This is a genomic window from Mesorhizobium sanjuanii, assembly GCF_002529485.1.
Classification (GTDB): Bacteria; Pseudomonadota; Alphaproteobacteria; order Rhizobiales; family Rhizobiaceae; genus Mesorhizobium; species Mesorhizobium sanjuanii.
Genome location: NZ_NWQG01000171.1, coordinates 1 through 24636, shown reverse-complemented (window position 1 = coordinate 24636; position 24636 = coordinate 1). Strand labels below are relative to the sequence as shown.

Genomic DNA, 24636 nt, shown 5'->3' with positions numbered 1-24636 from the left:
AACGGCGAATTGGAATCATGGCAGGCGTTGAACAGATCACAGTGGAGGCCGGCGAGGCGGGCATGCGGCTCGACCGCTGGTTCAAGACCCATTTCCCGGGCCTCGGCTTCGGCCATCTGCAAAAGCTGCTGCGTTCCGGCCAGATCCGCGTCGACGGCGGCCGGGTGAAGGCCGATACCCGCGTCGAACCGGGCCAGATGGTCCGCGTGCCGCCGCTCGAAGTCGACAAGAAGGGCGAGAGCCCTCTCACCGGCCACTCGATCCGCAACCAGGGCGATGCCGACGTGCTCGCCAAAATGCTGATCCATGAGGACCCGAAGGTCTTCGTCTTCAACAAGCCGGCCGGCCTCGCCGTCCAGGGCGGCTCGGGCGTCACCCGCAATGTCGACGACATGCTGGAAGCCTGGCGCAATCAAAAGGGCGAAAAACCGCGGCTGGTGCACCGGCTCGACCGCGACACATCGGGCGTGCTTGTCGTTGCCCGCACAAGGCTTGCGGCGATGAAGCTTTCCGAGGCGTTCCGGGCGCGCGAGACCAAGAAAACCTATTGGGCCCTGGTCAAGGGCGTGCCGCCGAAGCGCGAGGACAAGATCTCAACCTGGCTGATCAAGGAGCCGACGCCCGACGGCGACCGCGTGCGCGTGGCCGCGCATGGTGAGAAGGGCGCCGACCACGCCGTGTCCTACTATCGCGTCATCGAGCAGGCGGCACAGACGATGACCTGGCTGGAAATGGAGCCCTATACCGGCCGCACCCATCAGCTTCGCGTCCATGCCGCCTATATCGGCTGCCCGATTATCGGCGACCCCAAATATTTCGAGGCCGATACCAATTGGGATTTTCCCGGCGGCATTCAAAACCGCCTGCATCTGCATGCGCGCCGCATCGTCATTCCGCATCCCGATAAGGGCTTCATCGACGTGACCGCGCCGATGCCGCCGCATATGCGCCAGAGCTGGAACCTGATCGGCTTCGACGATGCCAGCGCTGAGGACTGAGATTGGCTGTTGCGCCCGCATTGGATCGCCGCGATGCCGTCGACATGGCGGCAGCCGCAATCATGGTCGGGCTGACGCTGTCCTGGGGGCTGAACTACGTTGCCGCCAAGATCTCCTATGCCGGCTACGATCCCGTTTTCCTGTCGGTCGCGCGGTCGGTGATTGGCGGCCTGTGCGTCCTCGGCTGGTGCCGCTGGCGCGGCATTAAACTGCTCACGCCCGACAAGACCCTTGTCGCCGGCGTCGTGGTGGGTGTGCTCTTCGGTATCGAGTTTCTGTTTCTCTATGTCGGCCTCGAGCACACGACGGTTGCCCGCAACACGCTTCTGGTCAACACCATGCCGTTCTGGGTGCTGGTCGGCGGTCATTTCCTGCTGGACGAGCGCATAACGACCCGCAAGCTCCTCGGCCTTCTCCTGGCTTTCGCCGGTCTGGTCGCCGTGTTCTCCGACAAGGTGGGCGCCGGCAACGGCGTGACATTGACTGGTGACTTGCTCAGTCTTGGCGCCGGCATCCTCTGGGCTCTGACCAGCATCGTCATCAAGCGGTCGAAACTGGCCGAGACCAGTGCCGAGAAGTTGCTGCTCTATCAACTGGCCGGCGCCATCCTGGTCGGCGTCTTGGCGCTGCCTTTCGCCGGCCCGCCCGTCCGCGACTTTGCTGCCTTGCCGACATTGGCCCTGCTGTTCCAGGCTGTCTACGTCGTCGCCTTCACCTATGTTCTCTGGTTCTGGCTGCTCAGGCGCTATCCGGCATCGGGCCTGTCGAGCTTCACCTTCCTGTCACCGGTGTTCGGGGTGCTGTGCGGCGCTGTGATCTTGAACGAGCCGCTGACGGTCCGTAGTTTCCTGGCGCTCGGCCTGATCGCAGCCGGCCTGATTATCGTCAACCGGCCGGCGCGCAAGCTGGCGCCGGTGTAAGAGAGACCTTCCATGCGCGATATCCTCAACGACCTTGAAGCGGGAAAGCAGCTTTCCGACCCGGATCCGGTGCGCCGCGCCCAAATCCAGATGAAGACGCATTTGCCGAAGCGATTCTACAAAACCGCCTCGGTCGCACCGCTCGATGATGGTTTTGCCGTTCATCTCGATGGCAAGCCGGTGCGCACGCCGGGCCAGGCGTTGCTGGTGTTGCCGACCGAAAAGGCCGCCCGCCTGGTCGCCGATGAATTCGCCGCGCAGGGTGAGACCATCGACCCGGTGACGATGCCTGTCATGCGTCTGGTCAACACGGCCATCGACGGTGTCGCCAGCGACCCGCAAGCGGTGCTGGAAGATATATTGCGCTTCGCCTCGTCGGACCTGCTCTGCTATCGCGCCGACGCGCCGCAGGGGCTGGTCGACCGGCAGAACGAGCATTGGGATCCGGTCATAGACTGGGCGCGGACGGCACTCGGCGCGCGGTTCCACCTCGCCGAAGGGGTAATCCATGTCGAGCAGCCGCGCGAGACAATCGCCGTGCTGGGCGTCCATCTTGCCCAGCGCAAGGATCCGCTGCGGCTGGCGTCGATCCACGTCATGACCTCGCTGACGGGATCGGCGCTGCTGGCGCTGGCGATAGATTTCGGCGAACTCGACGGCGAGGCGGCCTGGACCGCCGGCCATGTCGACGAGGACTGGCAGGCCGAGCACTGGGGCCAGGATGCGGAAGCCGTCGCGCGCCGCTCGGCCCGCAAGCGCGACATGCTGGCGGCCGTCAGCCTGCTTGAGGCGCTAAAGGTAGGCTTTGGGCAATAGACACTAGCCCAGCGTTTAAAAAAAACCCGGCGCGAGCAATCGCGCCGGGTTTTTCAATGGCCTGCGAAAAAAGCTTAGCTCTTGCGAGCCTGCTCCGCTTCCTCGATGGCGGCCTCGTGGTACCAGGCGTCGCCGAAATCCGTGCTGACATTGCGCAAAGAGGCAAGCTCTGCCGCGAACTTAGCCTTTTCGCTTAAATTTGAGGCAGAAGCGCGTGCTGCCGCCGGGAACATCAGGATCTTGGCCGAGGGACGGGTCGGAGTGATTTCCATTGCCGGTCTCCTTTCTTCTGCCGAACGATATCGATTCAACCTTTCCCTAAGATAGGTGCTGCAATCCATTTAAGCAATATGCCTATGGAAAGATCAGTATTTGCCTAAGATTTATGCAGTATCTGCTTTTGATTGATCTTGCCGCATTGCTTAGACGGCTTAGCTGGTTTGCCGGGCTGCCGGGTCATTTTTGCCGCACCTCTCAAGCCGAGAATGGCACGTGATTTGCATTTTAATGAACCGGCAGGTCGGCTGCTGGGTGGTTTGGCGCGCGCCGGCGTCATCCAGAAGTTCGGTTTATCAAGCAACGAGAGGTCAGAATGACGAAGTACAAGCTCGAGTATATTTGGCTCGATGGATACACCCCGGTTCCCAATCTTCGCGGCAAGACCCAGATCAAGGAATTCGCCGAATTCCCGACGCTGGAGCAGCTGCCGCTGTGGGGCTTCGACGGCTCTTCGACCATGCAGGCCGAGGGTCACAGCTCCGACTGCGTGCTGAAGCCGGTCGCCGTCTATCCGGATCCCGCGCGCATCAACGGCGCGCTCGTCATGTGCGAAGTGATGATGCCGGACGGCGTGACGCCGCATGCATCCAACAAGCGCGCCACCATCCTCGACGATGACGGCGCCTGGTTCGGCTTCGAGCAGGAGTATTTCTTCTACAAGGACGGCCGCCCGCTCGGCTTTCCCGAGAGCGGCTATCCCGCGCCGCAGGGTCCGTACTACACCGGCGTCGGCTATTCCAATGTCGGTTCCGTCGCGCGTCAGATCGTCGAGGAGCATCTCGACCAATGCCTTGCGGCCGGCATCAACCACGAGGGCATCAACGCCGAAGTGGCCAAGGGCCAGTGGGAATTCCAGATTTTCGGCAAGGGCTCCAAGAAGGCCGCCGACCAGATGTGGATGGCCCGCTACCTCTTGCAGCGCCTGACCGAGAAATACGGCATCGACATCGAGTACCACTGCAAGCCGCTGGGCGACACCGACTGGAACGGCTCGGGCATGCATGCCAACTTCTCGACCGCCTATATGCGCGAAGTCGGCGGCAAGGCCTATTTCGAAGCGCTGATGGCGGCATTCGACAAGAACCTGATGGACCATATCGCCGTCTACGGCCCAGACAACGACAAGCGCTTGACCGGCAAGCACGAGACCGCGCCGTGGAACAAGTTCAGCTACGGCATCGCGGACCGCGGCGCTTCGATCCGCGTGCCGCACTCCTTCATCAAGAACGACTACAAGGGCTATCTGGAAGACCGCCGTCCGAACTCGCAGGGCGACCCCTACCAGATCGCTTCGCAGATCCTGAAGACGATCGCCAGCGTCGACACGGCGCAGAAGAAGGCGGCGGCCTGAGCATTCCTCACGGCGTAGGCGCTCCGCGTCTGCGCCGTGACGCAGCTCTGTCATGTCGGTGGCGCTGGTGGCCTGGCTCTGACAACAGATGACATGAAAACCCCGGCGCTGCGACGCCGGGGTTTTTTATTGCTTAACCGATCCGGCTCAGATCGAATAATACACTTCGAATTTCGGTGGCGTCTAATATATGAACAAAAACAAGATACTTAGCAGACCGTCCGAACCACTCGACCCGGCTTCCGTACCACCAAAGTTTGGCTTTTCACGGTGAAAATTCACTCGCATCGCATAAGAGAAGGCGATGGGATCCCTCGCCTATTCGCGCTTGGCTCTTACAGCATAGATTAGTCCGGTGAAGGATGTCCGCCGAAAGAATCGCAACCACCAAGCCGATAAAAGACCATCCGTCCCGTTCCCAAGGATGTAGGCATACTCCAACACATCTGCCTCTGCGGACCTGTGCTCCATCGCGGCGAAGTGGTCGTCTGATATGGGCTCCCGTTGAACGTCGGCCACCACCTGATCATCCCGGATCGGGCGATCAAGCCCATGATGCCAAGAGAGACCACGAATGATCTTGCGGACGCTTCCCAAAACACGGGGGTCTTCGGCTGGATAGATGCGGTGGCGGTCGGGGCCAATATCTGGGGCAGGGCGCATAATCGCAAAAGCATCAACGGCACGACGGCGCCCGTCTTTCTCCGCTAGGGCCCGGCTCACCTTCCCGGACCACAACTCGTCGACCGTGCTATTCGTATCTCCCGCTAGGGTCAGGACCAAGCGAAAGTGAGCATCATCGTCGGCGGTGCCATTGTTACAGTCTTTGCATGCAGGGATTATGATCCTCTGAAATCGACTATTCGGGCGTGTTGGCGCATAGAGCGACTTTGGAACCACGTGCTCTCTAGTCGTCAGCCGATACTCTCCGCAGAGGCCGCAGTTAGCCCATTCTAGTTTATGGGCCATGGCGGCTAGTCCGCCTTCGGCCTCGCGAGATTGCAGGCCCGATGCACCAACCGGGCATTCGACGGGACGGTGGCCCCGCCCTTCCAATACTGGTCCACGTGATCGACCATGGCATCGTTGATAGACTTGATTTCGTTACCGCAGATGCGACACATGCTGTCTGTGTCGTAAAGCTCCTTCTTGAACGACAACGTGAACGCTCGTTTCGGATCGAGGCCGCTTGTGCTCGCCATGAGGGCGTCGAGTCGGTTCGTCCACGCGTCAAAGGCATACTTGATCTTCTTCGCGTCACCAGTGGATTTTGTGACGGCATCAAGCCAAAGCTGGTCCTGTAGGAGGTCCAGATATTCCTCGTGGATGGCGTCGGCGTTCTGCGCTATCTGAGCGCTGTCGAATGATGCGAGGGAAGTGGCGATCACTTGAAAGATCGATGCGTTTGGCTTTGGTGCCCACTCCCCACCGCCCTTGCGATCGATCTTGCGAATTCGGAAGGCATTGGACCCGAATACTGTGAATGAATTTCTCATCGCCCGTTTGAATCGCTTTTCGAAGTCGGCAAGCATCTCATCTGATGGGTTTCGGTAATTTTCAAAGAAGCGGTTCAGAAATGCTTTAATACCAGCAGTCGCCTGACTGTATTTTATCTGGTCGAACGCGAGGAATCGCAGGACTAAGTTTCGATCCAGCATGCGATCACTGAGATTTTTCATATTGATCGCTTTGTGGAAATCTGGATTGGCCGCGAGTTCACGCAGCTTCGTGTTCAGCTTCCCGCGATAGATACAGTTGCGAATCTCCATCTCATTGAGAGACATGCCGCCCGTATTGATCCGTTCAAAAGTAGAGAAACGCAAATCCTGACTTGTGTTTTCTGAAAGCTGAAAGCTTGTGATTACGGCATCTTCCAACTGAGATTGAAATTTTTGGTCTAGTTCGCCAAACTTCTTCCCGTTCAATTCCGAGAAGACCTCCAGTTCCTTTAGCCGGAACTTCCCCTCGAAAAAGTTGAAGATCGTTGTTAGGCGTTGAACGCCGTCGATGACCTCATACTTTTCGTCCTTCGTCCGGGATAGGAAGATCACCGGAATCGGGATCTGCATGAGTAGCGACTCGATGAGGAACGACGGTCGCTTGCCCTTCCAAACGTAGTCGCGCTGCCAGTCTGGATTGAGGTTCAGACGGCCTTGCTGGTAGAGGCGATGATAATGGATGAGAGGAAAGTCGCGGGCTTCCATGCTGGCGCGACGTTGCTTCTCCGGTATCTGCAACTGCCCTTCGTCTAACCCTTCTGCGTCATCGGTCTCGTCGTCGACTTCGACTTCCGCGCCAACCTCCAGTTCTTCGTCGTCTATCTCTTCCTTAACATCGGAAATCATGCAGCGGCGCTCCCCATTGTTCGGGGGAACTGTAACAGAAATCCTCGGGGAGGGAATTCATACTGGAGCCGGGGGCACTGCTTCAACCGGAGTGATCGCTTTGGTTTTTCCATATGTCGGCGTGCGGAAACCGCACGGCAATCTGCTGCTTCCCGTTCTTCGTCGGCGGAAACAGATGGCAGACGCACTCGGGGATATCCCGGATGTAGTTAGAGGTTCGCGGAACCGGGGTGCTTGTGGGATGTAGTCGGTGCACACATGGCGGTGTTCCGAAGGGTTCGCACCACCTTCCGCACCATTTTGGAAGTCTGGACCCCTTGATCTACAAGGGGTCCAGCGTTTCCAAGGCTTTCAGCCTCAGATCGAGTAATACATATCGTATTCGACCGGATGCGGGGTCATTTCGAAGCGCATCACCTCGGCCATCTTGAGCTCGATATAGCTGTCGATCTGGTCGTCGTCGAAGACGCCGCCGGCCTTCAGGAAGCCGCGGTCCTTGTCGAGGCTCTGCAGGGCTTCGCGCAGCGAGCCGCAGACGGTCGGGATCTTCTTCAACTCCTTCGGCGGCAGATCGTAGAGGTCCTTGTCCATCGGCTGGCCCGGATGGATCTTGTTCTTGATGCCGTCGAGGCCGGCCATCAGCATGGCGGCAAAGGCGAGGTAGGGGTTCGCGCCCGGATCGGGGAAGCGGACCTCGACACGCTTGGACTTCGGCGACGAGCCAAACGGAATGCGGCAGGAGGCCGAGCGGTTGCGCGCCGAATAGGCGAGCAGCACCGGCGCCTCATAGCCCGGCACCAGGCGCTTGTAGGAGTTGGTCAGCGGGTTGGTGAAGGCGTTGATCGCCTTGGCATGCTTGATGATGCCGCCGATATAGAACAGGCAGCTCTCGGACAGGCCGGCATATTCATTGCCGGCGAAGGTCGGCTTGCCGCCCTTCCAGATCGACTGGTGGACATGCATGCCCGAGCCGTTGTCGCCGAACACCGGCTTCGGCATGAAGGTGGCCGTCTTGCCATAGGCGTTGGCGACCTGGTGCACGACATACTTGTAGATCAGCATCTTGTCGGCGTTGCGGACCAGCGTGTCGAACTTGATGCCGAGCTCGTGCTGGGCGGCCGCGACCTCATGGTGATGCTTCTCGACGCGCACGCCCATTTCGGCGAGCACGGTCAGCATTTCCGAGCGCATGTCCTGCGCGGAGTCAATCGGCGGCACCGGGAAGTAGCCGCCCTTGATGCGCGGACGGTGGCCGAGATTGCCGGTCTCATAGTCGGTGTCGTCATTGGACGGCAGTTCGGTGGAGTCGAGCCTGAAGCCGGTGTTGTAAGGGTCGGCCTTGTACTTGACGTCGTCGAAGACGAAGAACTCGGCTTCCGGGCCGACGAAGATCTGGTCGCCGATGCCTTCCGCCTTCATATAGGCCTCGGCCTTCTTGGCGGTGCCGCGCGGGTCGCGGTTGTAGGACTCGCCCGAGATCGGGTCGAGGATGTCGCACAGGATGACCATCGTCGACTGCGCGAAGAACGGGTCCATATGCACCGTTTCAGGGTCGGGCATCAGCACCATGTCGGACTCGTTGATCGCCTTCCAGCCGGCGATCGAGGAGCCGTCGAACATGACGCCATCGGCAAACATGTCTTCCTCGACCTCGACGACATCCATCGTCACGTGCTGCAGCTTGCCCTTCGGATCGGTGAAGCGTAGATCGACGAATTTCACGTCGTTGTCCTTGATCTGCTTCATGATGTCTTTGGCTGTCGTCATGTCATTTCTTTCCTGTGTGGTGACGTTTCGAGGAGACGGTAATCTGAAATCAGAAACCTCAGACGGCGTCCATCCCTGTTTCGCCGGTGCGGATGCGCACGACCTCCTCGATATTGGAGACGAAGATCTTTCCGTCGCCGATACGGCCGGTCTGGGCCGCCTTGCGGATGGCCTCGATCGCGCCTTCGACCGCGTCGTCGCCTAGCACGACCTCGATCTTCACCTTGGGCAGAAAATCGACGACATATTCGGCACCGCGATAAAGTTCCGTATGGCCCTTCTGCCGGCCGAAACCCTTGGCTTCGGTAACGGTGATGCCTTGCAGCCCGGCCTCCTGAAGCGCTTCCTTCACTTCGTCTAGCTTGAACGGCTTGATGATCGCTTCGATCTTTTTCATGTAATAAGTGGCCTCCACTGCCAAAAAAGACGGGTTGTGAGCCCCGCTTGCGCCTCCTTCAAGCACGAACTGTGCCAATTGAGAGGGCTAGAAGCGGCATTACGCGATTTCAATGCCATGTCGCGCCGGGATGCAAATTCGCGTCATCCGCTGCATCGGATGCGTCATGGGCGCTCAGAACCTACACATTGCCAATCACTGCGTCCGCACAATAATAGGGCAGGAAGCACATTTCATAGGCACTTGCGCGCGGTGTTGGCTTTGTACGATGCATTGGCGGATCGTGTTGTCGCTTCGATGTTTGCCTCAAACCGAAAACTGGACAATGCTTGCGCAAATGCGGGTCGGCAATCCATGAGCAATGAACTTTTGTCTCCGGCCGAGATGGCCGAGGCCGATCGCCTGGCGATTGCGGCCGGGCCACTCGATGGCTTCGGCCTCATGCGGTGCGCCGGCGAGGCGGTCGCAGCCGTGGTGCTGGCTCGCTATCCCCAGGCGAGCCGCGTCCATGTCCTGTGCGGCCCCGGCAACAATGGCGGCGATGGCTACGTCGTCGCCGGCATTCTGAGGGACAGCGCCGTCGACGTCCTGGTTTGGGCATCCGGCCCGCCCAGGGCCGGCAGCGATGCGGCTCTGGCTGCTTCGCAGTGCCCGGTCAAGCCTCGTCCGCTGGCCGAGTTTGTTGCCGAGACGGGCTCGATCGTGGTCGACGCGCTCTATGGGGCAGGGCTGTCCAAGCCGCTCGCCGGCGATGCCGCGAGCGCGATCGACAGGGCGACGGAGCTGGGCCTGCCCGTCGTCGCGGTCGATCTGCCCTCGGGCGTTTCCGGCGCAAGTGGCGAAGTCCTCGGCCGCGCATTCCGCGCCATGGTCACGGTGACGTTCGCGCGCAAAAAGCCGGGGCATTTGTTGCTGCCGGGGCGCCAAATGTGCGGCGAAATCGTGCTTGCCGACATTGGCATCGGCGACGGCATCATTGCGCGGCTTGAACCACGAACCTTCGAAAATACCCCGCCGCTTTGGGTAGGGAAGTTCCCGGTTCCCGCCGTCGACGCGCACAAATACAAGCGCGGCCATGTCGTCGTTTTTTCGGGCGGGCCGAGCGCAACGGGTGCCGCGCGACTGTCGGCGCTGGCCGCAGCCAGAAGTGGGGCAGGGGCCGTGACCGTGCTTTCGCCGGCGAATGCCATGCAGGTGAATGCCGCGCATCTGACCTCCATCATGCTGCGCAAGGCCGACACCCTTGCCGACATGCAAGATTTCATAGGCGAGCGCCGGCCGTCGGCCTTTGCCCTCGGCCCGGGCTTTGGCGTCGGTGAAAAGGCGCGGGATTTTGCCCTTGCCGTACTAAGTGCAGGACGGCAAAGCGCCGCTGGCGGGATCGACGGGCTGGTGCTCGATGCCGACGGCATCACCTCGTTTCGCGACGCGCCTGAGCTGCTTTTCGAAGCCTCTCGCCTGCCGGATGCCCCCGCCCTGGTGCTGACCCCGCATGAGGGTGAATTCGCCAGGTTGTTTGCTGACATCGCCGGGGACAAGATCCTGTCCAAGCTGGCCAGGGCGCGCGCCGCTGCCGAGCGCGCCAACGCCGTCATCCTCTATAAAGGCGCCGACACGGTGATTGCTGCACCGGGTGGCAGGGCGGCAATCAACCGCAATGGCGCGCCGTGGCTGGCCACCGCCGGCTCCGGTGATGTGCTGGCAGGAATCATCGCTGGACTGTTGGCGCAAGGCATGCCGGCTTTCGAAGCTGCCTGCGCGGCTGTCTGGATCCACGCCGAGGCCGGCAGCCATTTCGGACCTGGGCTGATCGCCGAGGATCTGCCGTCGGCGCTGGTGCCGGTGCTGCGTGAGCTTGTCGACAGCGGCATCAGGGCCGCGCGATGAGCCTCCGGTCTGCTCTGCTCGCGACGATCGGATGGCGGTAGCGCACGGTGATCGAAGTTTTCGGTTCATGTCACCGTTTTCTCCGGCGTGACCGAAAGTACAATATGCGGATTTTCGGGCGAACTGCATTCTCACGACTTCGGAATTTCGGGCCGCTTTTTCCGTGTGTTACACGGGTGGGGGAGAGCGGACAGCCGGAGCGCATGCGCCGCATCGGTGACGGAACGACCAAGGTATTTGCCCAGGGAGGTTTCATGTCGGAAGTATCGTTGACGGTCAACGGGAAGCGGGTCAGCGGCGTCGCCGAAGACCGTACGCTGCTGGTTCATTTCCTGCGGGAGAATCTCGGCCTCACCGGCACGCATGTCGGGTGCGACACCTCGCAATGCGGCGCCTGCGTGGTCCATGTCGACGGCAAGGCGGTAAAGTCCTGCACGATGCTGGCGGTGCAAGCCTCGGGGTCGACGGTGCTGACGATCGAAGGTCTGGCCAACGGCGCCGACCTGCATCCGGTGCAGGCGGCGTTCAAGGAGCATCACGGGCTGCAATGCGGCTTCTGCACGCCGGGCATGATCATGGCGGCGACCGACATGATCAACCGCCACCCCGAAGGTCTCGACGAGGCTACGGTGCGCGTCGAGCTCGAAGGCAATATCTGCCGCTGCACCGGCTACCACAACATCGTCAAGGCGATCCTCGCCGCATCGGCGACGATGTCCAAGGGGGCGAAGGGCAAGGCAAAGCGGGCTGCTTGAAGTCAATGGTGAATAGTGAATGGTGAATAGTCTGGTTCAGGCTCCAATCTCCCACTAGCTCGCCATTCACTATTGACCATTCACCATTCACCGGGAGGAATTTCTGCGATGGGCATTGAAGGCGTTGGCGCTCGGGTGGCGCGCAAGGAAGACAAGAGGTTCATCACTGGCGCCGGCCGCTATGTCGACGACATGGTGGTTCCAGGCATGAAGCATGCGGCCTTCGTGCGCAGCCCGCACGCACATGCGCAGATCAAGAAGATCGACGTCAGACAAGCGCAAGGCATGCCCGGCGTCATCGGTGTTTTGACCGGCAAGGAGCTCAAGGCCGACGGCATCGGCAACCTCATCTGCGGCTGGATGATCCATTCCAAGGACGGCTCGCCGATGAAGATGGGGGCGTGGTCGCCGCTGGCCTTCGACAAGGTTCGCTATGTCGGCGACGCGGTGGTCGTCGTGGTCGCCGAAACCAAGGGCCAGGCGCGCGACGCGGCCGAAGCGGTCGACATCACCTACAAGGAATTGAAGGCGGTCGTCGATGCACCGAAGGCGCTCGAGAGGGGTGCGCCGCAGATCCATCCGGAAGCCGACAACAATCTGATTTTCGACTGGGAGCTCGGCGACGGCAAGGCGACCGATGCGGCGATCCAGGCCGCTGCCCATGTCACCCGCATGAAGATCGTCAACAACCGCCTGGTGCCCAACGCCATGGAGCCGCGCGCGGCGCTTGGCCATTACGACAAGGCGGAGGACCACTACACCTGCTGGACGACCTCGCAGAATCCCCATGTCGCCCGGCTGGTGATGAGCGCCTTCTACAATGTCGCACCGGAAAACAAGCTGCGTGTCATCGCGCCTGATGTCGGCGGCGGCTTCGGCTCGAAGATCTACATCTATCCCGAAGAGATCGTCTGCCTGTGGGCGTCGAAGAAGACCGGCGTGCCGGTCAAATGGGTGGCCGACCGCACCGAGAGCTTTCTCACCGACGCCCATGGCCGCGACCATGTCTCGACCGTGGAAATGGGCTTCGACAAGAACAACAGGATAACCGGGCTGAAGGTCGACACGATCGCCAATCTTGGCGCCTACATGTCACTCTTCTCGTCCTGCGTGCCGACCTATCTCTACGCGACGCTGCTGTCAGGCCAGTACGATATTCCGGCAATCCACGCCAATGTGCGCGCCGTCTACACCAACACGGCGCCGGTCGACGCCTATCGCGGGGCAGGGCGGCCGGAAGCCACCTATCTGCTCGAACGCACGATGGAGACGGCAGCCCGCGAGCTCGGCGTGTCGCCAGCCGAGCTTCGGCGAAAAAACTTCATCACGTCCTTCCCGCACCAGACGCCGGTTATCATGAACTATGACGCGGGCGACTACGCGGCCTCGCTCGATGCGGCGATGAAGGCTTCCGACTATGCCGGCTTTGCAGCGCGCAAGACGGCTGCCGCCAAGAAAGGGAAACTGCGCGGCATCGGCATGAGCAACTACATCGAGGCCTGCGGCCTCGCGCCGTCGGCGGCTGTCGGCAGCCTTGGCGCCGGCGTTGGCCTGTGGGAGAGCGCTGAGGTGCGGGTGAACGCGGTCGGTACGATCGAAGTGCTGACCGGCTCGCATAGTCATGGCCAGGGCCATGAGACGACCTTCGCGCAACTGGTCAACCAGCGTTTCGGCGTGCCGATAGACAGCGTTTCGATCGTCCATGGCGACACCGACAAGGTGCAGATGGGCATGGGCACCTATGGCTCGCGCTCGGGTGCGGTCGGCATGTCGGCCGTCGCCAAGGCGCTCGACAAGGTCGAGGCCAAAGCCAAAAAGATCGCAGCCCATCTGCTTGAGGCCGACGAGGGCGACATCGTTATCGAAGACGGCACGCTGAAGGTGGCGGGCACGGACAAGAGCGTGCCGTGGTTCCAGATGGCGCTCGCCGCCTACACCGCCCATAATCTGCCAGGAGGCATGGAGCCAGGGCTGAAGGAAACGGCGTTCTACGATCCGTCGAACTTCACCTTTCCGGCCGGGTGCTACATCTGCGAGGTCGAGATCGATCCGGAGACCGGCACGACCGAGATCATCCAGTTCGTCGCCGCCGACGACTTCGGCAACATCATCAATCCGATGATCGTCGAGGGCCAGGTGCATGGCGGCATCGCGCAAGGCATCGGCCAGGCACTGCTGGAAGGGGCCTTCTACGATGCCAGCGGCCAGCTGCTGACGGCGAGTTACATGGACTACACCATGCCGCGCGCAAGCGACCTGCCGTCGTTCAAGGTCTCGACCTCGAACACGCCGTGCCCGGGCAATCCGCTCGGCATCAAGGGCTGTGGCGAAGCCGGTGCCATCGGCTCACCGCCGGCGGTGATCAACGCCATTACCGACGCCATCGGCGTTACCGATATCGCGATGCCGGCATCGCCGTCCACGGTCTGGGCGGCGATCCGGGCGGCGACGAAGCACTGAGGGGGAACAACCATGTATTCAGTCAACTACCACCGTGCCGCCTCGGTCACCGATGCAGCCAAGCTGGTCAAGAACGGCGATGCGAAGCTGTTATCGGGCGGCATGACGCTGATCCCCGCGATGAAGACGCGGCTGGCCGCCCCCTCCGATCTCGTCGACCTGTCGCGGATCAAGGACCTGCAAGGCGTCAAGGTGTCAGGCAAGACCATCACCATCGGCGCCGGCACCACGCATTATGAAGTCGCCAGCGACGAGAAGCTGAAAAAGGCTTGCCCGGCGCTTGCCCATCTGGCGTCGCTGATCGGCGATCCGGCGGTGCGCCACAAGGGAACGATCGGCGGCTCGATCGCCAACAACGATCCGGCCGCCGACTATCCGGCAGCGCTGCTGGCGCTCGACGCCACCATCGTCACCAACAAGCGTGAGATCGCCGCCGACAAGTTCTTCAAAGGCCTGTTCGAGACGGCACTGAAGGACGGCGAGATCGTCACGGCGGTGACCTTCACCGCGCCTGCCAAGGCTGCCTATGAGAAGTTCCGCAACCCCGCCTCGCGCTATGCGATCGTCGGCGTGTTCGTGGCCAAGGGCAAGGATGGCGTCAGGGTTGCCGTCACCGGGGCCGGCGACGACGGCGTCTTCCGCTCGAAGGAGATCGAGGCAGCGCTGGCCAGGAATTTTGCCGCTGCGGCGCTGGACGGCATGATAGTGCCGGCGAAGAATTTGATGAGCGACATCCATGCTTCGGCTGACTATCGCGCCAATCTGATCGCGGTGATGGCCAAGCGCGCGGTGGCCGCCGCCAACGCCTGACGTCAGCCGGGTTCTGACGCAATAGGGGGTCCCTTGAGGTGGCCCCTTTTTGGATATTTGTTTTATGCAATTCCCCGGGGAAAGCGCTATGCGCTTTTCTCGGGAAAACTGCTGCGCACTTTCCTGGAATTGCGTCGGCGACGATCTCGCACTTGCACAAGGTGATATTGCACTGCAATATGCCGACCAAACGCGAGCCGGGTTCGGAGTCTTCACCTGCAGCCCTTTTCGCATCATTCAATGCGAAGGGAGCCGGTATGACGGACATCTCCGCGACGCATGTCGTTCCGTCCCGATCCGCCGCCGACACTGCGTCGAGAACAAGGCTGGCCTATCTCGACGGATGGCGCGGCCTGTCGATAGCACTGGTGCTGATCGGCCACTTCTTTCCCGTTCCCGGCATAAATCTCGGCGTCATGGGCGTCGAGTTCTTCTTTGTGCTCAGTGGCCGGCTAATGGCTGAGATCCTGTTTATCGAGCGTTATCCGCTGAAGAAATTCTTCAAGCGTCGGTTCTCGCGCATCTACCCGGCGCTGCTGGTTTTCGTCGTCGTCTCGATGATTGCCTTGTCAGGCACCTTCATCGCCTTCAAATGGAAGGCGGCGCTGACGGCACTGACGTTTACCTATAATTATGCTGGAATTCTCTTCACCCGGGCCGGCGCGCTGGATCATATCTGGTCGCTCTGCGTCGAAGAACATACCTATGTCATCCTGGCGCTGATCAGCTTCGTCGTCTCGGGGCGTAGCCGCGTCATCGCGCTGCTCGGCGCGCTCTCGGTGCTCGCCATGGCGAATGGCGCCATTTCTTACTGGGCCTTCGGCATGGCCTACGAAGCCACCTATTGGCGAACCGACGTGCACATCGCCTCGATCCTGCTGTCGGCGGTGATTTGCCTGCTCAAGGCAGACGACAGGCTGCCGGCCTTGTTCAGGGGTCCGCATGTCGCCCTTGTGGCATCCGCTGCGGCGGTCCTTCTGTTCATTGATCCGGTGCCGACGCCGATCCACTATCTTGTGGCCGTGCCGCTGCTGGCGTTTGCGGTCAATTCGCTCGACTTCAGCGCTCGTTACCTGACAGGATTCTTGTCCTCCCGGCCGATGGCAATGCTCGGGCTGTGGTCATATTCGCTCTATCTGTGGCAGCAGCCCTTCTACAAATTCGTCTATTCGCAGGGCAGTGCGCCGCTGCCCATGCTGGCCGGCGTGTTCGCCTGCGCGCTGTGCAGCTATTACATCGTCGAAAAGCCGGCCCGCGCCTGGCTGAACCGCAACTGGTAGTACCGGCTCAGGCCGTCATCTTTCTCTCGTAGTAGCGCACGGCCTTCTTGCCGCCATGGATCACCGCGTCGCCGACTTCGACAAAGCCGAGCGCCGCGTGAAAGGCGTCCGAGGCGGGATTGGGCGGCTCGGCATTGACCTCGCAAGTGACGATGGTCTGGCCGGCACGCGCAACCTGGTCGAACAGATCCTCATACAGCCGGCGGGCGTGGCCGCGGCCGCGCGCGTGGCCGGCGACGACGACGCGGTCGACATAGACGAAGCGTTTGTAGCGTTCGCGGAACCACAGGAAATTCGGGCTGTCATAGTTGGCGTCCTGGTCGAAAGTCATGATGAAGGCTTGGAGCGCGCCGATGCGGCGCGCATAGAATGCCTCGCCGAGAAGGAAGGACAGGCGCTCAGCTTCGAGCCATGACAGTTCGGCCGCATGCTCGTTGTTGAGAGCGAGGATGGCGGGTTCGTCCTCAGGCGCAACCCTGGCAATCGGCGAGCGCATATTTGTCATCACGCCCTAACCGCCGCGATCGTCGCTGCCACCAGCGCTCCGTCGGTGACGGTGGTGCGATACTCGCGATCGAGGTCGTCACCGCCCATGCCGACATGGGGATTTCGGTAGCGCATGGTGCTTGGCACGTCCTTGAGTGCGGCGAAATGCATTTCCGTCAGCCGGGTTGTTCCCGCCACCTCGGCAATGTTGTCGGGGGCGAGCGCGCCGCAGCCGAGAATGATGATGCGGTCGCCGGCCTGCCGCACGAGGTCCGCCAGCAGCGCCGCTCCTTGCCGCGCCGTGTCGCGCTGGCCGCTGGTCAGCACCCGGCCGACCTTGCAGCGGATCAGCGCTTCCAGCGCCTCGTTCGGATCGCGCGTCATGTCGAAGGCGCGATGGCAGGTGACGTTCAAAGGCTCGGCCGCCCGCACCAGTTCGCTCATGCGTTTTTCGTCGATGGTGCCGTCGGCGTTCAGGCAGCCGACGACGACACCGGCCACGCCGAGCTCGCGGAGCGCGCGCACATCGGCAAGCATCGAGCCATATTCGGTATCGCTATAAAGGAAGTCGCCGCCACGCGGCCGCACGATGACATGGAACGGGATCGTCGCCAGTTCGAGGGCCGCGCGGACAGTGCCGAGGCTTGGCGTGATGCCGCCTTCGACCAGGCTGGCGCACAGCTCGACCCGGTCGGCGCCGGCTGCCTGTGCGGTGAGCAGCCCGTCTATTCCTTCGACGCAGATTTCGATCAAGGGCAGGCGAGGACGTTCGATGTCGGTCACGGGGCGGTCCACTGATAGTTAGACATCGCGCAGCCCTAGCATCGGCTCCGTTGCCGCGAAAGCTGCAACCATTGGCTAAAGGCTCCAATTGTCGCTGCAGCTAGGCAATAGGGCCTTGGCGCTCTCGATGGTAAGGCGCTTTTGCTATACATGCGTAACTTCGACAGGAGGGCTCGCCATGAGCACGCTTACCATTACCGCCAAAGGGCAGGTCACGCTGCGCAAGGATATTTTGAAGCATCTGGGTGTTCGTCCGGGCGAGAAAATTGTCGTGGACAAGCTTCCCGATGGCCGGATCGAGGTGAAGGCCGCGCTGCCTTCAGGAAAGATCTTGGATGTTTTCGACTTCCTGGACAGGAAGGGTGGCCCATCCCTGTCGATCGAGGAAATGAACGCCATCGCCACACGAGGCTGGGCCGGCAAGCAGTGAAGATCACTCCCGACACCAACGTACTCGTTCGGGCTATTAAGGGTGACGACGAGCGATCCCATCCGTCTTCTACCCTAGAAAATGCGGAGCGGAACGGGGATCAGAAGCGGGCAGCTATTGACGCAGCACCGTGTTCTTGGTGCCTTCTTCAACCTGGTCGATCACCAGCAGCTTGACCGGATCGGTACCGACATTAATGGCCTGGTGCCACTGGCCGATCATCTCCACGATGAAATCGCCTGTCTTGTAGGTGTTGCTTTTGCCGGTCTCGACATTGGTGACCTGAAGCGTCCCGGCCATCACATAGGCGTAGCGAGGGAAGGGGTGCTTGTGGACCGGCAAGGTCGCACCCGCCGCGATGTCGTAAGTCGAGACCAGGACCTGGACATTTTTCTGCGGCAGCGTGATCGGCTGGCCGGACGCCGTTTCCGCGCGTGAGGCAAGCGGCGTTACGACCACCGGCATCCCGCTGCTGTCCAGCGCCTGAGCGACGTCTGCAAATAGCGCGGCCGCGAGCAGCAGCGTCATTGATGCCAGGATGTTTCGCATGGTTCCTCCCTGCGTCACCATCGCGCGGCAAGCATCCGCGCGCAAGTAGTGTTCAGCCGGCTCTGCGGAACATTCCTGGCGACATGCCGTGCGCGACGCGGAAGGCGCGGGTGAGATGGCTCTGGTCAGCGAAACCCGCCGCAAGGGCGGCATCGGCGAGGCCGAGGCCCTGCTCGATCAAGAGGTGGGCGCGGCGTAATCTCCGGTCGCGGATATAGGCCGCGGGTGTCAGCCCAATCGTCTTCTTGAAATCCCGGATAACCTGGAACCGGGTGACACGCGCGGCGTCGGCGAGCCGCTGGAGGTCGAGCGGCGAGCCAAGCCTGCTTTCGATCAGTTCCTCGTAGACAGGGAATCGCCGCCGCCATCCCGCGCTTTCGACCTCCTCGACCCGCCCGTTCCAGTCGCCGTGCCGAACGATGAGACGCCCCAACGCGGCGAGCAGGGACGCCTCGGCTTTCGTTGCGTCCTGGGATGTCGAGCCTTCATGCGCCGCCGCCAGCCTTGCTGCGAGATGATGGTCCTCGATGATTGCGCGCGAGAAAACCGGGGCGCGATCCCGGCCCAGCTCGCGGGCGAGCGCCGTCATCAGCGGCACGGTGGGATAAAAGGTCCGGTAGGCCCAGCCCTCATCCGCGCCCTGTTCCCCGTCATGCCACTCCTCGGGATTGACGATGGCGACGGTGCCGGCGGGGGCGATGACATTGCGGCGCCCGATGCGGATGCGCTCGCAGCCAGCGGTGATCAGGGCGATCACATAGGTCGGGTGTGTGTGCAACTCGTAACGATGCCGCGTGAAGCGCGCCTTGAACAGGCCAAGGTCGGGGAAGCAAGGATGGCGCCAGTATTTGCTGGTTTCGGTCGCGTGCACGTCTTTCTTCCTGGGTGCGGTCAATCTGGTTCAAGACGCCCCTTGTCCGGCCTTCTATTCCAGAGCGATGCCAAGGAGCGGACCATGACCGCCCTTTGCCATCATGGAAGGAAAATATCATGCTGCACAATGATCCCATCGCCGCGCTGACGCCAGAGGTCATCGAATGGCAGCGCCATATCCATGCCAATCCCGAACTCGGGTTCAACGAGCAAGAAACGGCACGCTTCGTCGCCGAAAAACTGCGCGCCTTCGGCTTCGAGGAGGTGCATGAGGGGATCGGCGGCACCGGGGTTGTCGGCGTCTTGCGCAGCGGCACCAGCGCACGCGCCATCGGTCTTCGTGCCGAACTGGACGCGCTTCCGGTCGTGGAGAGGACCGACTTGCCCCATGCCTCCAGGAATCCGGGCGTGATGCATGCCTGCGGCCATGACGGCCATATCGCCATGCTGCTCGGCGCCGCCAGGCTGCTCAGCCAATCGCGCGCCTTCGACGGCACCGTCTGCTTCGTCTTCCAGCCGGCCGAGGAAAACGAAGGCGGCAGCATGCGCATGATCGAGGACGGCCTGTTCAAGCGGTTCCCGGTCGAGGCGATGTATGCCGTGCACAATTGGCCGGGCGTCAGGCTGGGGACGATCGCGGCGCGCGTCGGACCGCAGATGGCGGCCGTCGACACTTTCGAACTGACCTTCGAAGGTCTCGGCGCGCACGCCGCCATGCCGCAACTCGGCGATGATCCGATTCTCGCCGCCGGCGCCTTTGTCCAGGCCGTCCAGCGCATCGTCAGCCGCTCGGTCGATCCGCAGAGCGCGCTTGTCGTCAGTCTCACGCAGATCCATGGCGGCAATGTCGGCAACATCGTGCCGGGTAAGGTCTGGTTGCAAGGCACCTGCCGCTTTTTCGAGCCCGGCCATTCCGATCACTGCGAGCGGCTGATCGGCGAGATCGCCCGGGGTGTTGCCACGGCGCATTCGCTCAACGCAACGCTCGACTACAAGAAGGGCTATCCGCCGCTGATCAACACGGCGGACGCCACGGCCCGCGCTATCGAGGCGGCTGCCGTCACCGTCGGCAGGGAGAACGTCTCGACGGAGTTCAGCCCGAGCCTCGGCTGCGAGGATTTCGCCTTCATGGTTCGCGAGGCAGGCGGCTGCTACGCCTGGATCGGCGTCGGCGATGTCGGCCCCCGCGAGGGGCTGCATGGCGATCGCTACGTCTTCAACGACGAGATCGTGCCGACCGTGCTGCGCTACTACCTCAATCTGGTCGAGCAGACGCTTCCCGGCAAAACACCAGAGGCGGCGAGATGAGCAGGATTTCCTGCCGCCGCAGTCACCATGCTGGGAAGGTGGCCGGCGCCACTGTGGGGGGCGTTGGGGTAGGTTGCCTGATGGGCGCCGGCCAGGCGGAAATCAATCCGCACGGAAAGGAAGGTAGCAAATGTCACCGGTCAGGGTATTGCGTGATCGCGGAAGGTGGCAGCCCGGTCCATCAGGGGACTTGCGCGATCAACCCAGTCTTGCTGCTATCTGGCACGGCTTGCACCGGCTTAAAAATGCCTGGGATCACCCGGTTCGTCGATGAGCCGAAACATTGTTTCCGTCCTCGGCGGCCTCGTCTTGGCCGACCCACCTTTGCGATGATTCCGGCGGCAGTTCGAAGAGGCTGGCGCCGCCCACCGGCTCCCGCTCGACATAGCCGATTATTCCAAACCATCTCGCGACGTCAGGTCCTTGGAGCCAACTGGTTGAGTGAATGGGCAAGTTGCCGGCAAGCGCCTGGATTTGGCGAATGTGCCGCTTGCAGAAGCGGATGGTCGCGGCGCTGAAGAAATCCTCGCGCGCGGCGAACAATGTAACCGCGGCGTCGCTATGCTCATGCCAGGCGATGATCGCGACGGTCTTGTCATCCTGAACAAGCGCGTGGGCGCGACCTTCCTTGAGGTTCATCATCAGATTGTCGTACGCGATCTTGGGATCCTTGCCGGCCGCGACATACTCGTCGGACATGCGCTTCGACAGATCACGAAAAACGTCTTCCAGATCGCCGACCGTGGCGGTGCGTGCTTTCATCTCTCCTCCTGAAGCCCGACAGGGAGTTTGCCCTATGGATGCCGGATCACCAAGCAAATCCAATTCACATCTGGCCGAACGCGAGCAATCTGGTTTCGCTGGCGAGACGCACTCGGGGTGGCGTGATACCCACGGCATGGCGGAACGCTCGATGGTCAGAGCCGGTAGGCAGGCGCTTTTTGTTAGCTCGGTCGCTCCATTGATTCTGGCTTTCCTTACGCCAAAACCATGTTGACCGGCCGTCGAGGCGAATAGGGCAGGGCTGGTGCGTAGCCAAAGCGCATAATTATGTCGGGCCGCCTTGTTTCACCAACCAGTCCTGCCATTTCAGGACGCAGACGGGTGACCTCGGCCGGCTGGTTGATGAACGCAAGCTTCATCCCGAGACTTGTCCCCATGAGCGCGAAGCGCTGGCATGCTTGCCCGACCCTGATCCAATGCTCTCGATCCTCCCGATCGCCAACGAAGACCGCGATTCCAGCGGAGGAGTCGATGTGACGCGCGTATTTCTCCCCTTCAGATCTTGCATCGAAGAGGTTGTCGAATGCGAGCCTTCCCAAGGCCGTGGGTATCGAGGGGTTGCCGGTTGCGGCCGAGAAGAGGCCATCGCCCGAAGCCATGGCGCTGCGGGGGTTGAAACGAAGCCAGTGCTTGAGTTCGGCCATGAAGGCGGGATCGGCCATCTGGTCGTCGTTGCCGGCCACAACCAGATCGCGTACCCTGCCGATCCTCGCGCGATCGACGACGAGGATCAGCTTGACGCCCGAAATGGCGGCGGCTCGTTCGAGCAACGTCAGGTCGGCGGTCGAAACGGAGCGGCGGTCATATTCGCTGCGGGTCGACTGGCGCTTCGCAATGGCGGGGAGCAGCGGCTCCTGTCTCGCCGGCCCAGTGACAAACTCATAGCGGATGCTGCCGTCCGGCGCGATGGCGGTTTCACCGGGGCGCCCCGACGATGCGGCCGCAATAGCGAGATTTGCCGCCGCGCAGCCGAGGCTGACGAACAGGTGGTGGTCATCAGGATCGACCGCAGGCGTTCTTCTCGACAAGTCCGGCAGGATTTCGATCACGCGATCCTTCGCGCGGAAGTACCAGGGCTGCGTATTGTGGCTGTTGGCGGCGAGACTGGCGTAGCGCACGACATCGCCGATGTCAGGGAGCGTCAGGTCGCTTCGAAGGCGAGCGGTGTAGGCTTCATACTCGGCCGCCGAGCCGACCGAGGTCTTCCAGGCCACCGCGCCAACGCCAGCTACCACAAACGTGGCGCCAGCACCCACCATCAAGCTCCGCCTGTTCATCGCCCACCTGTGTCGGTAGATGGAGAACAAGAGCCATGCCTTGCCGCGGCGATCATTGATCCCGGTCAATTGGTTGAAGGCTCGGTCATCGCATTCGGCTTCAGTGTGGCGGTCGCGAATGCGCAAGCTCGTCGAACTGCCCGCCAGATCGATGGCGTGGCATCTGCGTGGACGCCGATTGTCAAGGTTGCGGACCTTATCGTGCCGTCGAGCGCGTGGCGGCTTGATCCGACCAATGGTAGTCGGGAAGTCGCAGTGTGTCGATGATGTCCCGGCCGACGGCGAACCTCGCCAATCCCGGAATCGCGAACGTTCTTATCACCTGATTGCGAAACCACAGACCCCCACGGGTCTTGGGAGCAAGAGCGGCGGCAAAGCGCTCGGCGCCCCGCTGCTTCGTGCTGATATAAGCGCGCAACAGCGCCTCGTATCTGGTGAAGGCTTCTTCGTAATGTCCGTCGGCATTGGCAAGCTCACCGGCCAGCACATAGGCTGAGATCATTGCAAGAGCCGAGCCCTGGCCGGCTGCCAGGGATACGCAGAAGGCGGCATCGCCGATGAGGGCGACGCGGTCCTGCGACCAGCTTTCCATCTTGATCTGGCTGACCCGGTCGAAATAGAGGTCCGGCGTGCGGTCCAGTTCGTCGAGGATGCGCGGGCATTCCCAGCCGTCGCCGCGATAGCGCTCGCGCAGCATTGCCTTCTGCTGGTCGGGCGTCGCCGGAAGCGCATCGCTTTCCGCGGCAAAGACGAACAGGAAGAGCATTCGATCGTTGTCCAGCGTGAAGCGCCCGACCATCCGTCCGGGTTGCCCATACATCAGATAGACATTCTCGTCGCGCGGACGGTAACTGCTGACCTCGAACGCCGCGAACAGGTAGCCAAGGTGCTTTTCGAACCGGGCCTGCGGCCCGAACGCAAGCTCGCGAACCCGCGAATGCAAACCGTCCGCGCCGATCACCAGATCGAAACGGCGTTCGCCCGTGTGCTTCAGTTGAACCCGCACACCGTCCGCCGACTGATGCAGGCCGGCGATCTCGTCGCCGAATATGACTTCCGCGGTGCCTTCGATCTTGTCGAACAGCAATCGCGAGAGGTCGCTGCGTCCGAGCGTCACATAACGCCCGCCGGTCAGTTCGCCCAAGACATCGGTGCCAAAGCCGGTGACGCGCTCACCCCGATCGTCGATGATCCGCAACTCCCGCATGTGATAGCCGATGCGGTTGATTTCCCCGGCCAGACCCATGCGCTCGGCAATGTCGTAACCAAGCCCCCAGAAGTCGATGACGTAGCCGCCGGTGCGCAGGGCGGGAGCGCGCTCGACCAGGGTTGGTTCGAACCCGCCCGCTTTCAGCCAGAAGGCCAGCGTCGGCCCGGCGATCCCCGCGCCCGAGATCAATACCGATTTGTTGTTCATGGCTGAAAAAGCTAGTCGCCGCGACGGTAGGGGCAAGGGCCGGGCCGACCGGGCGAAACTCACTTTATCGTGGGAAAACGCCGCAACCTTGCGTCATGACGGGGAACGGACCCTGAAAAACTTGGCTCCCCGGGCCGGATTCGAACCAGCGACCAACCGGTTAACAGCCGGTTGCTCTACCACTGAGCTACCGGGGAACAGAGGCTCTCATGTGAGTGGCGCAGCCTATAGCAAACCCGTTTCGGCTTTGCAAAGAAGCATTTCGTATTTTTTCGATGCTTTTTCGGGCGGCGATTTCTCGCAATCGCGTGTTTGCGCCCTCATATGAGCCGTCCGGCGGAGAGGGCGGAACCGAAAAGGCGGTTGCGGCTTTCGTCTGCTGGTGTCTTTATTTCGTCCGAGCGGATCATCAACCAGACATGAGCGCAACAAGCGACAATCAAGTGCCGGCGCGGAAAATATCGGTCTTTGGCCGCGAGTTCAAAATGCCGCGCTCGCGCGGCCGCAGGATCGCGATCGGGGCCGTCCTGATCTTCGGCGGCATTCTCGGCTTCCTGCCCGTCCTGGGTTTCTGGATGATTCCGATCGGATTGCTGGTGCTCTCCTACGAGTTTGCCTTGGTGCGCCGCCACAGGCGCCGATTCGTCGTCTGGTGGGAACGACGG

General features: G+C 61.6%; 24 protein-coding genes and 1 tRNA gene. 13 read left to right on the top strand and 12 right to left on the bottom strand.

The window, feature by feature from the left end; genetic code table 11:
• Positions 1-17 precede the first annotated feature (17 nt).
• From CN311_RS23180 to CN311_RS23170, 3 genes are read left to right on the top strand one after another with little or no spacing between them, the layout of a single operon-like run.
• A complete protein-coding gene (locus tag CN311_RS23180; protein ID WP_097576016.1) occupies positions 18-998 on the top strand; it encodes an RluA family pseudouridine synthase in 981 nt (326 codons plus the stop codon).
• Between the two features lie 44 nt (positions 999-1042).
• Entirely contained in the window at positions 1043-1918 is an 876-nt protein-coding gene (locus tag CN311_RS23175) for a DMT family transporter (RefSeq protein ID WP_097576027.1), read from the top strand.
• Between the two features lie 12 nt (positions 1919-1930).
• Positions 1931-2734, top strand: a complete 804-nt coding sequence (locus tag CN311_RS23170) for an ATP12 family chaperone protein (RefSeq protein WP_097576015.1) — start codon at positions 1931-1933, stop codon at positions 2732-2734.
• 74 nt (positions 2735-2808) lie between these two features.
• Here CN311_RS23170 and CN311_RS23165 read toward each other — a convergent pair whose 3' ends face one another.
• Positions 2809-3006: a DUF2735 domain-containing protein gene (locus tag CN311_RS23165; RefSeq protein ID WP_097576014.1), complete on the bottom strand. Its 198-nt coding sequence runs from the start codon at positions 3004-3006 to the stop codon at positions 2809-2811.
• A 320-nt stretch (positions 3007-3326) separates the two neighbouring features.
• Here CN311_RS23165 and CN311_RS23160 point away from each other — a divergent pair, with 320 nt between their 5' ends.
• Positions 3327-4364, top strand: coding sequence for a glutamine synthetase beta-grasp domain-containing protein (locus tag CN311_RS23160; protein ID WP_097576013.1), 1038 nt, complete (start codon positions 3327-3329; stop codon positions 4362-4364).
• A gap of 504 nt (positions 4365-4868) precedes the next feature.
• Positions 4869-5075, top strand: coding sequence for a hypothetical protein (locus tag CN311_RS32680; RefSeq protein ID WP_097576012.1), 207 nt, complete (start codon positions 4869-4871; stop codon positions 5073-5075).
• Between the two features lie 263 nt (positions 5076-5338).
• Here the strand turns inward: CN311_RS32680 and CN311_RS23150 are convergent, their stop codons facing one another.
• The 3 genes from CN311_RS23150 to CN311_RS23140 form a co-directional block, all read right to left on the bottom strand.
• Positions 5339-6709 carry a GmrSD restriction endonuclease domain-containing protein gene (locus CN311_RS23150; RefSeq protein ID WP_097576011.1) on the bottom strand — a complete coding sequence of 457 codons (1371 nt, stop codon included), beginning with the start codon at positions 6707-6709 and terminating at the stop codon, positions 5339-5341.
• 357 nt (positions 6710-7066) lie between these two features.
• On the bottom strand, positions 7067-8476 hold the full coding sequence (gene glnA / locus CN311_RS23145; RefSeq protein WP_097576010.1) for a type I glutamate--ammonia ligase: 1410 nt from the start codon (positions 8474-8476) through the stop codon (positions 7067-7069).
• 58 nt (positions 8477-8534) lie between these two features.
• Positions 8535-8873, bottom strand: coding sequence for a P-II family nitrogen regulator (locus tag CN311_RS23140; RefSeq protein WP_006205430.1), 339 nt, complete (start codon positions 8871-8873; stop codon positions 8535-8537).
• Positions 8874-9227: 354 nt separating this feature from the next.
• Between CN311_RS23140 and CN311_RS23135 the strand changes: the two genes are divergently transcribed.
• The 5 genes from CN311_RS23135 (at position 9228) to CN311_RS23115 (ending at position 16065) form a co-directional block, all read left to right on the top strand.
• On the top strand, positions 9228-10760 hold the full coding sequence (locus CN311_RS23135; RefSeq protein ID WP_097576009.1) for an NAD(P)H-hydrate dehydratase: 1533 nt from the start codon (positions 9228-9230) through the stop codon (positions 10758-10760).
• 254 nt (positions 10761-11014) lie between these two features.
• A complete protein-coding gene (locus tag CN311_RS23130) occupies positions 11015-11515 on the top strand; it encodes a (2Fe-2S)-binding protein (protein WP_097576026.1) in 501 nt (166 codons plus the stop codon).
• A gap of 108 nt (positions 11516-11623) precedes the next feature.
• Complete coding sequence (locus CN311_RS23125; RefSeq protein ID WP_097576008.1) at positions 11624-13975, top strand: xanthine dehydrogenase family protein molybdopterin-binding subunit; 2352 nt, start codon at positions 11624-11626, stop codon at positions 13973-13975.
• Positions 13976-13987: 12 nt separating this feature from the next.
• On the top strand, positions 13988-14785 hold the full coding sequence (locus CN311_RS23120; protein ID WP_097576007.1) for an FAD binding domain-containing protein: 798 nt from the start codon (positions 13988-13990) through the stop codon (positions 14783-14785).
• Between the two features lie 257 nt (positions 14786-15042).
• Positions 15043-16065 (top strand): acyltransferase family protein, encoded by a 1023-nt coding sequence (locus CN311_RS23115; protein WP_097576025.1) that lies wholly within the window; start codon positions 15043-15045, stop codon positions 16063-16065.
• 7 nt (positions 16066-16072) lie between these two features.
• On the opposite strand, the gene CN311_RS23110 is transcribed toward CN311_RS23115, so the two are convergent.
• Together CN311_RS23110 and CN311_RS23105 are read right to left on the bottom strand one after the other, a co-directional pair.
• Positions 16073-16570 carry a GNAT family N-acetyltransferase gene (locus CN311_RS23110; protein WP_097576006.1) on the bottom strand — a complete coding sequence of 166 codons (498 nt, stop codon included), beginning with the start codon at positions 16568-16570 and terminating at the stop codon, positions 16073-16075.
• Positions 16570-17346: a copper homeostasis protein CutC gene (locus tag CN311_RS23105; RefSeq protein WP_097576005.1), complete on the bottom strand. Its 777-nt coding sequence runs from the start codon at positions 17344-17346 to the stop codon at positions 16570-16572. The genes CN311_RS23110 and CN311_RS23105 overlap by 1 nt, the downstream gene beginning before the upstream one ends.
• 166 nt (positions 17347-17512) lie before the next feature.
• Here CN311_RS23105 and CN311_RS23100 point away from each other — a divergent pair, with 166 nt between their 5' ends.
• Complete coding sequence (locus CN311_RS23100; RefSeq protein ID WP_097576004.1) at positions 17513-17764, top strand: AbrB/MazE/SpoVT family DNA-binding domain-containing protein; 252 nt, start codon at positions 17513-17515, stop codon at positions 17762-17764.
• Between the two features lie 114 nt (positions 17765-17878).
• On the opposite strand, the gene CN311_RS23095 is transcribed toward CN311_RS23100, so the two are convergent.
• Together CN311_RS23095 and CN311_RS23090 are read right to left on the bottom strand one after the other, a co-directional pair.
• On the bottom strand, positions 17879-18313 hold the full coding sequence (locus tag CN311_RS23095; protein ID WP_097576003.1) for a cupin domain-containing protein: 435 nt from the start codon (positions 18311-18313) through the stop codon (positions 17879-17881).
• A 52-nt stretch (positions 18314-18365) separates the two neighbouring features.
• Entirely contained in the window at positions 18366-19184 is an 819-nt protein-coding gene (locus CN311_RS23090) for an AraC family transcriptional regulator (RefSeq protein ID WP_097576002.1), read from the bottom strand.
• A 119-nt stretch (positions 19185-19303) separates the two neighbouring features.
• On the opposite strand from CN311_RS23090, the gene CN311_RS23085 reads away from it, so the two are divergent.
• Positions 19304-20494 carry an amidohydrolase gene (locus CN311_RS23085; protein ID WP_097576001.1) on the top strand — a complete coding sequence of 397 codons (1191 nt, stop codon included), beginning with the start codon at positions 19304-19306 and terminating at the stop codon, positions 20492-20494.
• A 255-nt stretch (positions 20495-20749) separates the two neighbouring features.
• Here CN311_RS23085 and CN311_RS23080 read toward each other — a convergent pair whose 3' ends face one another.
• The 4 genes from CN311_RS23080 to CN311_RS23065 form a co-directional block, all read right to left on the bottom strand.
• Positions 20750-21256, bottom strand: a complete 507-nt coding sequence (locus CN311_RS23080) for a hypothetical protein (protein ID WP_097576000.1) — start codon at positions 21254-21256, stop codon at positions 20750-20752.
• A gap of 215 nt (positions 21257-21471) precedes the next feature.
• The gene (locus CN311_RS23075; protein WP_342586706.1) at positions 21472-22680 is read right to left on the bottom strand and encodes an Acg family FMN-binding oxidoreductase; all 1209 of its coding nucleotides are present in this window, start codon (positions 22678-22680) and stop codon (positions 21472-21474) included.
• Positions 22681-22750: 70 nt separating this feature from the next.
• The gene (locus tag CN311_RS23070) at positions 22751-23971 is read right to left on the bottom strand and encodes an FAD-binding domain (protein ID WP_097575999.1); all 1221 of its coding nucleotides are present in this window, start codon (positions 23969-23971) and stop codon (positions 22751-22753) included.
• A gap of 122 nt (positions 23972-24093) precedes the next feature.
• Positions 24094-24168 (bottom strand) — tRNA-Asn (locus tag CN311_RS23065).
• Between the two features lie 222 nt (positions 24169-24390).
• Between CN311_RS23065 and CN311_RS23060 the strand changes: the two genes are divergently transcribed.
• Positions 24391-24636: hypothetical protein (locus tag CN311_RS23060; protein ID WP_097576023.1), on the top strand; the 246-nt coding region annotated here is incomplete at its 3' end.